Raw genomic sequence first — 16,293 nt, 5'->3', positions numbered from 1 at the left:
TCTTTTTTGTTTTTCAACTGAGTGAAACCAATAGAAAGAAGTTGAGGATATATAAAATTTTCCGATGATAAATCCTTAATGTAACTTCGCCTTCTCCTTCAACATTTCCGCAAACGGGCAGTTTTGAATTTTGCTGTCAAGCCAGGTTACATAATCAAAATACTCAAATGCATTTTTCTCGTAGGGTTCTTTGGCGAGTGGGGTTATTTTGTTTTTAAGCTTCTGAAATGCCAGTATTAATTCTTTTTTCCCAGAACTTGTTTCAGGATTAACTTTTGGAAGTTCGTTTCGGAGAAAATGAAGGAGGAGGGTTTCAAATTTATAAAGTTGTTCTTTTTTCTTCAGGAAGCGGTAAACAGATTGTATCAGATAAGGAAGAAGGTCTGTTTTGCCTGCTTCGTAGTTAACAAGGAGATAAAAAATGCGGAGATAGCTTTGAATGTTCGGGTAGTTGTTTAACGATACTTCATTGCGGATGCAATTAAGCCAGAAAGTGCATTTATGGTATTGCTGCCTGATAAAAAATGTAGTTGCTAAGTTTGAATACAAGATGGATTTTTGTATGTCATTCAAATACCCATGGTGATCGGTTATCTTTTTTGTAATATCAGAAATAACATCTGTCTTGCCTGGGGATTGACCAATCGTATTAAAATAGTAAAGTGTAAGATGGCTGTTAAAGTAAAACAACTTATTCCTGAGCATGTCATTTTTTGTGAATGCCGATAATTCTTTCAGTTCATTCAAATAAACACGGGCTTCGCGGTATCGCCTTGAATTCATGGCAGCGCCAATAACATTGCCGTAATAAGCAATGTATTGCGAAAGATTAGCAGGAATTATTTTGGGATTCAATTTAAAAAGGTCAATTACCTTTTTTGAATACGAATAGTAGTTATCTGCATTACCCTGTACATCTGCCCACAAAGCGTGGGTAATCAGAAAACGAAGCCGTGCCTCAAACGAACAGGCAGAGGATTCGTTTTTCATTTCACTGAGATTCATTATTTTTTTCATTTCGCCAAGATGTTCTTTCCCGCGCACCTTACCGATAGCGGCATAAAGCATATACATTTTGAAATTTATATCCCTGTATTGCTCTGCGTTTTGCAGCAATAAAAAATCTTTTGACTTTTCTGAAATAATATTTTTTACCTGGTTCATATCATTATTGGCTACAGCCAGCTTCATTTCCCACATGGCCGCTATTTCGGGTGCTGCCCAGAGCAGTTCATTTTCTTTTGCAGTTTGCTTGGCTTTTTTCAGCGCTTTATGCGCTTGATCATATAAACTTTTTTCAATAAGAATTTCTGCATTGTGCCGCATGTCCATAATTTCGGAATGAATGCTGTAATGATAAGAGCGCAGCGCTTTCAACACCTGGTTGTAGAGATAATTTTTTGCGACCGGTAATTGCTTTATGAAAAGTTCATTGTGAAAACGTTTTTTTAATTTTTCTTCATCGTATTTTTGTTGTTTTGAAATCGCTTCAAACAATTGCATATAAATATTCTTTTCACCGCGCACATGCAGCGAGGAATATTTTCTGAAATATCCTTTTTCATGACTGTTCATGGAATGAATAAGGTCAAAAAGGTCTTCAGATGTCTTCATGCGATTTATAAGAATAAATTAGAATTACGAAGGTAGAATACTTTTTCATTTCGGAGAAACATATATTGGAAATACCATTTGACCGTTCTTTACAAAAAGAGATATTCCAGTTTATCGCTTCTGCGAATAATAAGAATAATGCAATCTTCAATTCCGTTTTGGATGAAAAGAGATTATCTTTGATAAAAAATATTTTTCTTAGCATGCTTCGTCCTGTAACGATAGTTTATTTATTTTTTCTGACAGAAACTATTCCTCTATGTGTTTTAAGTCAGACATTTTCCAATACTGCTTCACAAGGAGTCGGTTCATGGAATGGAACTCTCACCAAAACAATTGCAGTAGCAGCGCTTTCCAATCCGCTTAGCACGCCAAGTAATGTTTTGAGGCAGGTGAATATTGATTTGGGCGATGGAACAAATACCCGCGCATTAACTTCTTACATCATAACCTTACAATCCCCTACAGGAACAACCATCACCATCAAATCAAATACCGGCACCATTAGTTCTATTGTGCGGTTTAATATAAAATACAGAGACCATTCTGTTTTGAGATTTCCACAAGATTATGGTTCTACCAAAGAGCCGTATGATGTTGGCTACTACCGAACAAACACCGCAAACGATTTTTCAACTTACAACGGAGAAAATCCAAACGGAACATGGACGATTACAATTACAGAAACAAGCGCTTCCACAGGAATTGCCTACAACAAAGTTGATTTGATATTCGGAGCAGCATTTTCTTATAATGATATTTCCGCCTCTACCGCAAATGATAATTGTTCGGGTGTACAGTGTTTAGAAACCGGAACCATCCTTATCGGCACCAATAACGGATACGCTGATCCTGGTCCTGCCACTGACCCTTCAACCACTTCTGCTTTCTGGTCGCCATCTTGTGCATGGAACGGGGCGAAGAATAATTCTGCATGGTTCAATTTCAAAGCATCCGGAACCACTGCTCAGTTCACAATTTCAGGAGTAAACAACAGTTTGCAGATTCTTGCATTTACCAATTCAGGAACCTGTGCTGCTCCAACTTACGCGCTTGTTACAGGAGGATGTCCTGCTGATGCAGCAACAAACGACACCTACACTTCTCCCCAATATGCCAATGGCTGTACTTGTAATATGCAATTGAATATGTCTTCATTAACTGCAGGAAACATTTATTATGTTATAGTAGATGGCACGGGTGGCGCCATCTCTAGCTTTTACATTGAAATGGAATCAGGCGCAGCCAATTGTTCTTGGCTTCCAGTTGAACTTTTTTCATTTACTTCTTCTTGCAGTTCAGGAGTTGCAAAATGTAATTGGTCAACTGCAAGTGAAATAAATAATAATTATTTCAGCATTGAACGCAGCTTGAACGGGGAAGAATGGAATTTAATCGGAGTGGTACAAGGCGCAGGCAACTCTTCCACCATTCGCCATTATGAATTTGTAGATGAATCTCAATACTCAATACTCAATACCCAATACTATAGATTAAAACAAACCGACTTTAACGGAGAATACAAATACTACGGACCCATTTCCGTAACGTGTGAACTAAATGATGAATGGAATTTAATTTTACAAAACACACCAGCGCAAGATGAATTGCTCGGAACTTTTTTTTCTATCGAAGATGAAAAACTTCAGGTAAATATTTATGATTTGCTGGGAAGATTGATTGTCAATAACGGGTTTCCGGTCAACAAAGGAAGCACTATGTTGAAACTTGATATAAACAACATTGAAAGTGGCATTTATTTTGTCAAAGTGTTTGACAATAAAAGGCGACTCACAATAAAGTTTGTGAAGCTTTAACGAATAGTTCGTTATCTTTAAAACTTAATAAAAAATAATATGTGCGGAATTGTTGGAGTATTTGATTTAAAGATTGACGATAAAGAGTTGAGAGCCCAGGTTCTTGAAATGTCAAAAAAAATTCGTCATCGGGGACCGGATTGGTCTGGAATATTTTGCGGAGAAAAAGCGATATTAGCACACGAACGGCTTGCCATTGTAGATCCGCAATCCGGAGGGCAGCCATTATACAGCAAAGACAAAAAAATGATTCTTGCGGTTAATGGTGAAATATACAATCACCAGGAACTAAGAAAAGAATTAATTGATTACGAATTTTTAACTCATTCCGATTGCGAAGTGATATTAGCGCTTTATAAAAAAAAGGGAATTGATTTTATCGAAGAGCTGAATGGCATTTTCGCTTTTGCATTATACGACAAAGAAAAAGATACATATCTTATTGCCCGAGACCATATGGGAATTATTCCATTATATATGGGCTGGGATAAGCTCGGAAATTTTTATGTTGCATCTGAGTTAAAAGCGTTAGAAGGTGTTTGTAACAAAATTCAGGAGTTTCTTCCCGGACATTATCTATACAGCCAGGAAGGACAAGAACTAAAACCTTGGTACAAACGTGATTGGACAGAATATGAAAATGTAAAAGACAATGCATCCGATACTGCCGCATTGAAAAAAAGTTTGGAAGATGCTGTTCACAGGCAGTTAATGTCCGATGTGCCTTACGGAGTGCTTCTTTCAGGAGGATTGGATTCCTCCATCATATCCGCAATAACAAAAAAATACGCGGCAAACCGCATTGAGTCAGGCGATAAACAACAAGCATGGTATCCACAGTTGCATTCATTCGCAGTAGGTTTAGTTGGTTCGCCTGATTTGGCAGCAGCAAAAAAAGTGGCGGCACATATTGGTTCCGTGCATCATGAAATTAATTTCACCGTGCAGGAAGGGTTAGATGCCATTCGCGATGTAATTTATCATTTAGAAACGTATGATGTAACCACTATTCGGGCATCAACTCCCATGTATTTATTAGCCAGAGTAATTAAATCAATGGGAATAAAAATGGTATTGTCTGGAGAGGGGGCTGATGAAATTTTTGGCGGCTATTTGTATTTTCACAAAGCGCCAAATCCACAGGCGTTTCACGAAGAAACCATTCGCAAACTGAGCAAACTGCATTTATACGACTGCTTGCGCGCTAATAAATCTCTTGCCGCCTGGGGCATTGAAGGGCGTGTTCCGTTTTTAGATAAAGAATTCATGGATGTTGCCATGCGGTTAAATCCCAAAGATAAAATGGCAGGCAATGGAAAAATAGAAAAATGGATTCTGCGAAAAACATTTGAAGATTATTTGCCCCAAAGCATTGCGTGGCGCCAGAAGGAACAATTTTCGGACGGTGTGGGTTACAGCTGGATTGATACGCTTAAAATAGTGGCAAACGAAGAGGTCAGTGATGAGCAGTTGGCAAATTCAAAATTCCGTTTTCCCATACATCCGCCCATGTCCAAAGAAGAATACCGTTACCGTTCCATTTTCAGCGAACTGTTTCCGTCCGATTCAGCAGCATCGTGTGTTCCTTCCGTGAAATCTGTTGCTTGCAGCACTCCCGAAGCATTAGCTTGGGATGCATCATTTCAAAATGCAAATGATCCTTCAGGAAGAGCAGTTTCCGCTGTACACAACGATGGATATAAATAAGGTATTTTTAAATTTCAACATTCGCTTTTCCCTTCACCACCTCCGCAAACGGGCGGTTTTTTATTTTGCTGTCAATCCATGAAAGAAAATCAAAATCGTTGGTTTGCATTTCGGTTTTATAGGATTCAAGGTTTCTTTTCAATTCCATAAATGTTTTCACTTTTTCACGCCCGTATGCAGAAGCATTTTTCTGTGCTGTGATTTTATTGTTATTGAATGAATGAGTTGTGTTGCTGAAAAATGATAGTAATATTTTTTCTACTTTATTATCCTCTTTGTGTTTATCAAAATACCGGATTGCCGATTTGCATAAACTCGGAAGTATGTCGTCATTGCCGAGTTCATAATGCACGATGATGTTTAATATTTTACATTCATTGATAATATCCAGACGGACTCCGGTTTCCTTTATGTTCAGAATTTCGTTCAGCATTTGCAGCGCCTTGTGATAATCATTCAGGTAGAAATAGATCAGAAAAAGATTTTTATGGAATACTAAAAATAATTGTGTGTCGTATTGTTTTTTTATGTCTGATAAGAATTCTTCGCTTACGGATAATGCTTCTTTAATGTTGAAAGACTGTAAATGATAATGAATATAGTTGTTGTTTATCTGCATGAACAATCTGGACAAACTGTTGGATTTTAGTTTAGCAGGATGTGATTTGAAAAAATCTTTGGTTGTAGTATAACGATGAATGAGCTCTTTGCCTTTTCCTAATCTTTCCATTATCATCAAAAGGCGCCTGACTACTGTAATGTAAAATTCTGTTTTGCTTTTCAGCAAAGCAGGATTCTGCTCCATCAGGCGAACAACATTCTTATAAAGCTGATAACTTTTTTTCCAGTTGTTCAACATGAAATTCACACCGCCTGAAATATCATAAAACAGCAGTGTGGCAGGAAAAGAAAGGGCTTTGTTTTTATTTTTCAGCAGCGGGTCTTTTAATAATTTTTTTAACACCAAACGTTTTTCTTCCGATACAGGCAATTGAGTTAATGCAGCGCTGCTTACTTGTATATTCAATTTGCCGTAGTCAATCAGGTTTTTCAGTAGTTCTGTGTTCACAGATTCTTTACCATATAACGTAGTCGGATAATCGCGCATTTCCGAAAGATTGGCTTCCGCAAGCGTTATATCGCGTTTCAGCATTAATACTATCCCCATAGAGTCATAACAATAATTTTCAGCGGCAAGTTTTTCCGCTTTTGCCAATATTTTTTTTGCCGTTCTGAACAATCGTTTGCTTGACATCAATTCAATCCGGTGTATATAACTTCTCAAAACCGCGTTCACAGAATCTGCAGAATGATACTGTTCAAGAAATTTAAGAATAGCTTCACTCAGGCGACTTTTGATGTGTTTTAAATTTTTTATCCGTGATTTATCTTTTAATTTTGATTTCACTTTTTCTTCATCATAATAACCTTCTTGTGAATTGATGATATCAAAAAGATTCAGATAACCGTAGTTTGCATTACCATGTTTTGAAAAGATTTTAAAATGAGTTTTCTCTCTGGAATCAAGAGATTTAATTAACCTGAACAGGTCATCTGAAGATGTCTTCATATAAAAATAGTATCTCTGAAAAAGTTTTAAAAAACAATACTAAATTTTGACAAATGTAATGAAGTAACAGATATCCTGATGGAGTTGACAATAAAATATGTTCTTATCGAGGGCGACTTTTGAATCATTTTAATTTGCCATCGCCACTTTCATTCTATAAATTTGCTCATGAATTCCGTAACAATCCGCCAGTCAAATAAAATATAAAAAATCAATACGCATGAAAAAAGCAGCAGCATGTTTTATCATGGCTTGTATCATCAACTGTTATTCTTACAGTTGTTTTTGCCAATGCAACAATTCTGATTTTGAATCCGGAACCTTTAACGGATGGAACAGAACGAAGGGCTGCGCTCCCAACGTGATTAACCAGCCAAATACGAATTATATCTGCAATGAAGCCATAGGTTGCTGTCCGAATTCATACACTGCACCCAATTCTAATTTAGTTTCCGGTTTTCAAACTAATCCTGTGCGCTTTGCACTTGTATCTGGTGCAGGCAGCGATCCCTGTATATCTGCCATTCCTGTTGTGGCACCGGGTGGCGGAAATTATTCTGTTCGTCTTGGGAATCTGGATAACGGAAACATCTTTAGCGGAGAGAAGAACGCAAACGGTGAGGCAGAACAAATATCAAATACGTTCTCGGTTACCTCTTCAAATGCATTGTTTACATTTATGTATGCTGTGATTATTGAAGACCCTCAGCATACCATTGCTGACCAGCCCTATTTTGAAGCGGCAATTTTTGGCCCGGGTGGGCTTACTGATACCGTTCCGTGTTCATATTATTATGTAGTGGCAGGGCAGGGGACAAGTGTTGGGTTTTCGCAGGCAGCCCTCCCTTGCAATCAATCTCTGACCTCTCCATACTACAAGAACTGGACAAATGTTTCGGTGGATCTTTCTCCCTACATTGGACAAAGCGTAACTGTTCGCTTTACAGTTGCTGATTGCGCACAGGGCGCTCATTTTTGTTACGCGTATATTGATTGCATGTGCGCTCCTGCAACTCCGGTTGCTCCTGTAACAGTGAATACCTGCCAGGGAACATCAACGACTTTGACAGCTGCTTCAGGGTATGTTTCCTATTTCTGGATGCCAACCGGACAAACCACTCAAAGCATTTCCACTTCAGTTGCCGGAAGCAACACAGTTACTATGACCTTAGCTGGCGGATGCACTTCTCAGGAAATTTTTAATGTAACCGTTGATTCAATTCCTCAGGCATCCTTCACAATAAACGGTGGTGGCTGCGCAAGTTCTACCGTTACATTTACAAACACATCCACTTCTTCTTCAGGCAATAATATAACAAACTGGTATTGGAATTTTGGAGATGGAAATACTTCCACTCTTCAGAATCCACCACCGCACACCTATTCTCAGGGTTCTTATACGGTAACGCTAATAGTAACCACATCAGGTGGATGTATGGATACTTTAAAACTTCCGGTAAATGGTTTCAATAATCCTATAGCAAATTTTTCTGATTCGCTGAAAGGATGCGCTCCTGTTTGCGCTTCGTTCAATGATTTGTCTAATGCTGTGAGCGGAACAATTGTTTCATGGCAATGGGGTTTTCAGGGCGGCACGCCTTCCTCCTCAATAGCCCAGAATCCGTATGTCTGTTACAATACTCCCGGTGATTACAATGTTTATTTAATCATTACAACAAATCTTGGCTGCAAAGATACCTTGTCCGTCAACCAATATGTTCATGTCTATTCCACACCCAATGCAGATTTTTGTGTTTCGCCTGCTACAGCAAGCATAGACAATCCTGTTTTCTCATTCTGTAATTTATGGTCTTCTGATGTATCGCAATGGTTTTGGAATTTTGGCGATGGTTCTCCGCTCGACAGTTTATCACTCACTCCCGTTCATTCTTATTCTTCAACCGTAACAGGCAATGAAGATTACTCATACAACGTATGTATAAATGTTGAAAACCAGTATGGATGTTGGGATACCGCATGCCGCAGGATAGAAATTCTGCCGGAGTTTACTTTTTATATTCCCAATAGTTTTACTCCCAACGGTGATTGGAATAATGAATTCTTCTTTGGAAAAGGAAGAGGGATTAAAGATTACAACATCTGGTTATTTGACCGATGGGGAAATATGATTTGGGATTGTCATTATTCCGGGAACAATACGCAATGGGATTCAAGTCCTGCTGATGGAATGCCTTCCGCCTGCAAGTGGGATGGAAAAGTGGCAAAAGGCAAAGCTGATTTGAACGGACATAGCGGAGAACTCGCACAGGAAGATGTGTACGTATGGAAAGTCAATCTTACAGATATTTCAAATAAGCAGCACAATTACGTAGGGCATGTGAGTGCGGTGAAATAAAAATCATATCAGGAACTGTGATGCACTGAGCAGAAACGGAGGATAAAAAGTAATAAACACCATTTCGCTTTAATGCAGAAAATCTTTAACATTGTACAATCTTTTCTTCCGGTTTAATTTTCTCAAAACAAAATTCAAAACAAAATGAAAAAACAAATCATCATTCTCATAGCAGGAATTCTTTTTGCGCCTGCACTCCTGAAAGTCCTTCCCTTCGGGAAGGATTTTGGATGGGCTTCTTGTTCTGCCCAGAACATCGGCATCAACACCGATGGCTCTTCTGCTGAAACAGGAGTGATGCTTCATGTAAAAGGAACTAATCTCATTACCGCTCCAGCGTTGCAAAATATTTTTCAGGTTACTTCTTATGATGCAAGCGCTGCTGCGCTTAAACTGCGATTGGGGTTGTACGGTAATGCTACTGCAACTTCCCGTTACGGACTCATTGATGTTTGGGATGCAACTGCGGGCGCTTATCGTTCTCTTTGTTTGCAGCCATCGGGTGGAAATGTCGGCATCGGAACAACAAGCCCAAGTGCTATTACCTTATTGCATGTTTTAGCCACCACCGAAAAAAATATAATAAACGAGCGGGTCACAAATCTGCAAGCCGACCTCGGTGGAATTATTATTAACCGCAGGGCAAGAGGAACTATTGGCGCTCTCACTACCATCCTTAACGGTGACGAACTTGGCAAATACATGTTTTCAGGTTATGATGGTTCGAATTATATTATTACAGCACAGATAGACGCAGTAGCAAACGGAACCATTGCAGCAGGTTCAATTCCTACAGACATTACATTCTCAACCGGGACTGCGGATATGGCATATGTAGAAAGAATGCGCATTACCTCTTCAGGTAATGTAGGCATTCGCACTATTCCAATTTATCCTCTTGATGTTTTGGCGACTGTTACATCGGCAAGCTGGAATGCGCGGTTAGGAAGATTTTTCGGTACATTGAATGGTTCCGGAGATGGAGCAGGAGGGCTGGAATCGCAGCCAACTTTTTCTCCTTCCGCAAGTGTTGGAGTTGTGTATGGAATTGCAGGAGTAGCCAACGCTAATCCGGGAGCAGGAATAAATATTGCCAATGTAAATTGCGGACATTTCAGATTTGATTCTCAGGCAGGAAGCGCTGGAACTGTTACCAATGCCAGCGGAGTGATGGTTGCTCTTCCAGGATTGTCTGGAATAAAACCTTCCAACATTTATGGACTGAACGTGCAAAATCTGGGAGCTGCCGGAATCACAAATTCATACGGATTATTTATTCAGACACAATCTGGCGCCACAAATAATTATGCAGGAATATTCCAGGGAGGCAATGTGGGTATCGGCACCATAACACCGGCAGCATCATTAGAAGTGGATGGTTCATCTGGCTCCACCGTAAAAATTGTTGATGGCAATCAGGCGGTAAACAAAGTGCTTACTTCCGATGCCACCGGACAAGGAAGCTGGCAATCACTCAGCAGCATTGGTGGCAGTTGTTTTCCCAATTGGCAATTATACCTTACATCCGGAACAAGCGGAATGTTAGGAGCAGGAGCTCCAACTACTTTTACCGTACCCGCAGGTGTTACTTTAATTAAAATAGCTGTTTGGGGAGGTGGCGCTTATGGTACAACTTCTGGCGCTAATACCGGTGGCGCGGGAGGAGGAGGAGGAGGATATGCGGAAGGAACTTATGTGGTGGTTCCTGCAACTGTTTACCAGATAACAGTAGGCACAGGAGGTATTAATGCTACAAGCACTGCTGCCACAGGTTCTTGTTTTTCTACCGGAGCTGCCTGCACTGGAACGATACTAATACAAGCTACAGGCGGAAACCTCCTCACAGGAGGAATGGGCAGCGGAGGTTATTTGAACACCACCCTCGGTTCTGGAGGAACAGCCGGGCTTGCTACTGCTACTGCTGCAAGTTATAACGGAGGAAATGGAAGTGGAGGCGGAGGTGCAGGGGGCAGCGGGAGAATGACAGTTGCTGGACCTTCATATTATGGAGGTGGTGGTGGCGGTGGAGGCATTGGCGGTGGCGATGGAGGGCAAGGAGGAATTATTACTGTCTATAACGCTCTTGCAAATACAGGCGCTGGCGGTGGCGGTGCAGGTGGCGGTTCATGGAACGGTGCCAATGGCGCAGACGGAAAAATAATTGTGACATGGTAAAGTAAATTATCATGAGAATTATTTCTCTTTCCGGATTTATTTTTCTTCTTTTCATTTCATGTATTGTACATTCTCAAAACTGGCAGACAAAACCTTTTGAGCAAAAAGTATTTATTGAAAACAAAGGTCAGTTTGATGGAATGAACAATCTGAAGAACAGCCACATTAAATATGCTGTTGTGAATGAAGGAGTAGCGATATATTTTACGAATACAGGATTGACTTACCGCCATGATGAATATGAAAAACAGAATGAAGGAGAAGAAGAAGCTGCGAAATTGATTTCTCACTTCGTTCAGATGGAGTGGGAGGGAGCCAATCCGGATGCGGAAATTATTTCTGAAGATGCCGCGTCCTGTTATTTCACTTATCCAACTATCAAAGCATCTGCCGTAAAGAAAATTATTTATAAAAATATTTATCCGAATATTGATGTAGAATATTTTTTCCCTGAAGGTAAAACTGGAATAAAATATTCCCTCATACTACATTCCGGAGCAAATGCCTCTCTTATTAAGATGAAGTATTCCGATGTAAAAGGATTGGCAACGGATATAGATGGAAATGTCAGGATTGAAACTTCTTTCGGAAATTTTATTGACCACGCACCAGAAGCTTTTTATGAAAACAATCATCAAACTGTCTCTGCTGCGTTTTCTATTAGTAATAATGTTGTTTCCTTCTCCTTCCCGAATGGGGAAGGTCGTGATGGGGCTTCAATTATCATTGACCCATGGACTACCAACCCCAGTTTTCCCGGATATAATTCCGCTTATGATATTGATTATGATTATGCAGGTAACGTGTATGTGTATGGTGGGCAGGGTTCCCCTTCCAATCCTTTACAGGAAATAAAATTCAACAGCGCGGGTGCTATTCAATGGGTTTACAGCGCAACACCTATGTGGCTCTATGGTGATTTTGCAGTGGATGCAAACAGCGGAAGCAGTTACATTGGAGAAGGATATAATTTTAATCTTAATAACAATGTGCCTGCCCAGATGATAAAAGTAAATTCAGTGGGTTCGCAAATTATTTTATATCCGGGCAATCCAAATATGAAAGAGATTTGGCGGATTGCTTATAACAGTTGCACAAAGCAGGGAGTAATTGGCGGTTCAGGATGGAATACTTCTTATGAAGCCGCGATTTTAGATACAACTCTTACCAGCATGAACCCGGTAAATGTTCTGTCTCCTGCGGGATTGGATGATGTAGATAATCTTGCACTCGATAATTCCGGAAATTGTTTCATGGGTTTTTCGAAGAGCGGTTCCATGGCAAATAACACGTTGGTTAAAACTTCGGCAAGCGCATTATTTCCTGTTACTTACAATGTGCCGAGTAATTTTCAGATGAATGAAATCAGCGGAATAAATTATGTGAACGGAACTACAGGAACAAATGGAATGAACGGCATTGCTGTTAACGGAAATTATTTATACACCTATAACAGTTCCAAAATAAAAAGGTATAACAAAAATACAGGAGCGCCTATTGACAGCGCGGTGATAACACCACCTGTTTATTGCTGCTTTCCTTCGTATGACCGCCTTGTAATTTCATGGGGAGGAATTGCAGTGGATGAATGCGATAATATTTTCATCGGCTCTCACGATACTATTTTTCAGATCGACACTAACTATAATAAAATTACTTTCATTCCTGCAAACGGAGATGTGTACGATTTAAAATTAGGTCCCGGAAATTTGCTTTATGCCTGCGGAAAAAATTTCGTTTCATCTTTTCCAAGCGGTGTAAGCTGCAACTCATTGAACGTATCTGTTTCCGCCAGCGGATCCTGTGCTGCAAGTTCTGCCACTGTTACAGTAACTGGAGGAAGCGCACCTTATACTTATTCGTGGAGTCCGGGCGGACAAACTACGGCAATAGCCACAGGTTTATCTTCGGGTACTTACACGGTTACTGTCAGTGATGCTTCTTCTGTCTGCATTTCTGGTGGAAATGTTCAAACCGCAACCGTCACTATAACATCCGGTGCGCTTACTGTGAGCGTAACATCAACTCCTGCTGCTTGTCTTAGCAGCAATGGAACAGCTACTGTTACTCCAACAGGAGGAACATCGCCTTATACGTATTCATGGTCGCCATCCGGTGGAACAAATGCAATTGCAACAGGACTTAGTGCAGGTGCATACACTGTGACTGTAACTGATGCAAGCGGATGTTCGGGAACATCAACAGTAACAATTAATTCATCTGGCGGACCAATTATTTCACTTTCTAATCAGACAAACATTTTATGTAATGGCGGAAATAACGGAAGTGCATCTGTCACTGCCAGCGGAGGAACATCACCTTATATTTTTTCATGGTCACCATCCGGAGGAACAACTTCTGCTGCAACAGGATTAAGCGCGGGAAATTATACTGCCACTGTTACTGATGCAAATGGATGTACAAACACTCAAACAGTTATTATTACACAGCCCACGGCTTTAACTTCCAATATAACATCAACAACCACTGCGTGTGCGGGCAATAATGGAAGTGCAACAGTATTTGCGGGTGGAGGAATATCGCCTTATACGTATGCATGGTCTCCGTCTGGAGGAAACAGTTCAACTGCAACAGGGCTTGGCGCAGGAAATTATACTGCTGCAATCACCGATGCAAACGGATGTACAAATACAGCAACTGTAACCGTAACTTCCACAGGAGGTCCCACTGCTAATGTAAGTGTAAACGTAACTATCACATCAGGAAGTTCAACAACGCTTACAGCAACCGGAGGCGGAACTTACACTTGGAGCAACGGAGCAAACAGTTCAGCAATTACTGTTAATCCTGCTGTAACAACTATATATTGCGTTACGGTTACCGATGCAAACAATTGTTCAGATACGGCTTGCGTTACGGTTACAGTGATGGTTGAACCGCTTAACTGCGGCTATGCCGATGACCAGTTGTTTGTACCCGATGCATTTTCTCCCAATGGCGATACCAAGAATGATAGGATGGAAGTTTATTATCCGAATTCAGGATGCATAAAAGAATTCATGCTCATCATTTACAACCGCTGGGGAGAAAAAGTGTTTGAAGCCGACAACATCACTGTTCTTTGGGATGGAACATACAAAGGCAAGCAGATGAACACAGCCGTGTTTGTGTATTACATGAAAGTAACTTTCATCACAGGCAATGAAACGGTGAGGAAGGGAAATGTGAGCTTGATTAGATAAAAGTTTCTGATTCTAGTAAACCCTTCAAGCACGAAAACATATTTCATCCGAATGCATTTTCAAAAAATTCGGGATAAGTGTTCGTACTGTTTACAGTCCAGTTACTAGATTTTGCAGACAGATTTGTGAATAAAAAAAATAATTTGCATCACAATAATATATATATTTATTCGCTCATTTTTAATGAAATACAAATCACACAATACTATTTTCCCATGAAGAATAAATTTTTACTCCTTCTCGCAGTACTCTTCACAAATTTTCTTTCCGCACAAACAATTACTGTCGTTTCTCCCAATGGCGCAGAAAACTGGACAAGTTGTTCTGTTCGTACAATTACATGGACGCAATCCGGTACATCGGGTTTTTTCAATGTAGAATATTCCACCAACAACGGAACGTCATGGTCTTCGCTTGCTACAAACTACAGCGGCTTATCGTTTTCATGGACTCTTTCAAACCTCAATACTTCACAGGCATTGGTTAGAGTGTATGATTACAATAACAACCTTATCACTGACCAAAGCAATGCAGTTTTTACTATTACCCCAGCATTGACTGTAACAGCGCCTAATGGGGGAGAAAGTTGGCAGGTAGGAGCAGGAACTAAAAACATCACATGGGATGGATTCGGAACAAGTAATTCTTTTCTTCTTGAATATTCTATTAATGGTGGAAGTACATACACAACCATTACAAGCGCCACGTTCACACCGGTGGGCAATGCCTATACTTATGTATGGACGATTCCAAATAATCCGTCTGTTTCTTGTCTGGTTCGGATTACCGATAACGGTTCACCATCTTGTAAAACAGATGCGAGCGATAATCTTTTTACAATTGCGCCTCCAACTCCCATCATCACTGTTACAGCGCCTAATGGCGGAAACACGCTTTACATCGCACAAAACTTCAACATCACATGGACATCGGCTTATCTGAGTGGAAGTTTTGTAAAAATTGAATACTCTTCTGACAATGGATCCACTTGGACAACAGTTATCAATTCTACAAACAACAGCGGCTCCTATTTATGGACGAATATTCCGAATGCACCAAGCAGCGTATGTTTAGTGAAAATTTCTGATGCAGGGTTTCCTGCTACCTATGATGTGAGCAATGCAGTATTTACTATTGCGATTGGAACTATCACAGTCACTTCTCCCAATGGCGCAGAAAACTGGACGGGTTGTTCTGTGCGTTCAATTACCTGGTCGCAGACAGGCACATCCGGTTTTTTCAATGTAGAATATTCCACCAACAACGGAGTATCATGGTCTTCGCTTGCCACCAATTACAGCGGATCTTCCTTTTCATGGACAGTGCCAAACATCAGCACTACTCAGGCATTGGTAAGAGTAACTGATTACAATAACAATGCTATTACAGATAACAGCAATGCTGTCTTTACGATTACTTCCGCTGTGATTGTAACGGCTCCCAATGGAGGAGAAACCTGGCAGGGCGGAACAACTCATCTGATTACATGGACACAGGGTACGGTTGCTTCCAATTGGTGGACGATACGATATTCGCTTGATGCGGGAACCACATGGACAAACATTATAAATAATGTTAATATTACTACTGGGCAATACAACTGGCTTGTTCCTAATACTCCTTCCACGCAATGCCTCATACAAGTTTATGATTATAATAATTCATCGTGTGTAACAGATAAGAGTGATAATTTATTTACCATAACTCTTGCCACGCCCGTCATCACGGTAACGACACCCAACGGTGGCAACACGTTTTATGTAGCGGGCAATTACAGCATCAACTGGACGTACCAGTATGTAGTAGGAAGTTTTGTAACGATAGAATATTCCATCAACAACGGAGCAACGT

General features: G+C 40.2%; 8 protein-coding genes. 6 read left to right on the top strand and 2 right to left on the bottom strand.

Annotated features, from left to right (window positions below; genetic code table 11):
* Nucleotides 1-75 precede the first annotated feature (75 nt).
* On the bottom strand, nt 76-1,614 hold the full coding sequence (locus HY841_04860; GenBank protein ID MBI4930073.1) for a hypothetical protein: 1,539 nt from the start codon (nt 1,612-1,614) through the stop codon (nt 76-78).
* Nucleotides 1,615-1,817: 203 nt separating this feature from the next.
* Here HY841_04860 and HY841_04855 point away from each other — a divergent pair, with 203 nt between their 5' ends.
* Both HY841_04855 and asnB read left to right on the top strand, forming a co-directional pair.
* On the top strand, nt 1,818-3,431 hold the full coding sequence (locus HY841_04855) for a T9SS type A sorting domain-containing protein (protein ID MBI4930072.1): 1,614 nt from the start codon (nt 1,818-1,820) through the stop codon (nt 3,429-3,431).
* 39 nt (nt 3,432-3,470) lie between these two features.
* Complete coding sequence (gene asnB, locus HY841_04850) at nt 3,471-5,138, top strand: asparagine synthase B (protein ID MBI4930071.1); 1,668 nt, start codon at nt 3,471-3,473, stop codon at nt 5,136-5,138.
* Nucleotides 5,139-5,145: 7 nt separating this feature from the next.
* Here asnB and HY841_04845 read toward each other — a convergent pair whose 3' ends face one another.
* Nucleotides 5,146-6,708 carry a hypothetical protein gene (locus HY841_04845; protein ID MBI4930070.1) on the bottom strand — a complete coding sequence of 521 codons (1,563 nt, stop codon included), beginning with the start codon at nt 6,706-6,708 and terminating at the stop codon, nt 5,146-5,148.
* 220 nt (nt 6,709-6,928) lie between these two features.
* On the opposite strand from HY841_04845, the gene HY841_04840 reads away from it, so the two are divergent.
* From HY841_04840 to HY841_04825, 4 genes are all read left to right on the top strand, one after another.
* Complete coding sequence (locus HY841_04840; GenBank protein ID MBI4930069.1) at nt 6,929-9,064, top strand: PKD domain-containing protein; 2,136 nt, start codon at nt 6,929-6,931, stop codon at nt 9,062-9,064.
* 144 nt (nt 9,065-9,208) lie between these two features.
* Nucleotides 9,209-11,239 carry a hypothetical protein gene (locus HY841_04835; protein ID MBI4930068.1) on the top strand — a complete coding sequence of 677 codons (2,031 nt, stop codon included), beginning with the start codon at nt 9,209-9,211 and terminating at the stop codon, nt 11,237-11,239.
* Nucleotides 11,240-11,250: 11 nt separating this feature from the next.
* Nucleotides 11,251-14,442 (top strand): gliding motility-associated C-terminal domain-containing protein, encoded by a 3,192-nt coding sequence (locus HY841_04830; protein MBI4930067.1) that lies wholly within the window; start codon nt 11,251-11,253, stop codon nt 14,440-14,442.
* A 215-nt stretch (nt 14,443-14,657) separates the two neighbouring features.
* Nucleotides 14,658-16,293, top strand: a 1,636-nt coding sequence (locus HY841_04825; protein MBI4930066.1) for a hypothetical protein, incomplete at its 3' end; no start/stop codon positions are given.

It is taken from the genome of Bacteroidota bacterium (genome assembly GCA_016213405.1).
GTDB lineage: Bacteria > Bacteroidota > Bacteroidia > Palsa-948 > Palsa-948 > Palsa-948.
Note: the sequence above shows the minus strand (reverse complement) of the source record. Positions and strands in the feature narration are given on the sequence as shown.

Excerpts from the sequence above, each read along its gene's own strand:
- HY841_04860 (MBI4930073.1), bottom strand. The coding sequence starts at position 1,614 with ATGAAGACATCTGAAGACCTTTTTGACCTTATTCATTCCATGAACAGT.
- HY841_04855 (MBI4930072.1), top strand. The coding sequence starts at position 1,818 with ATGCTTCGTCCTGTAACGATAGTTTATTTATTTTTTCTGACAGAAACT.
- asnB (MBI4930071.1), top strand. The coding sequence starts at position 3,471 with ATGTGCGGAATTGTTGGAGTATTTGATTTAAAGATTGACGATAAAGAG.
- HY841_04845 (MBI4930070.1), bottom strand. The coding sequence starts at position 6,708 with ATGAAGACATCTTCAGATGACCTGTTCAGGTTAATTAAATCTCTTGAT.
- HY841_04840 (MBI4930069.1), top strand. The coding sequence starts at position 6,929 with ATGAAAAAAGCAGCAGCATGTTTTATCATGGCTTGTATCATCAACTGT.
- HY841_04835 (MBI4930068.1), top strand. The coding sequence starts at position 9,209 with ATGAAAAAACAAATCATCATTCTCATAGCAGGAATTCTTTTTGCGCCT.
- HY841_04830 (MBI4930067.1), top strand. The coding sequence starts at position 11,251 with ATGAGAATTATTTCTCTTTCCGGATTTATTTTTCTTCTTTTCATTTCA.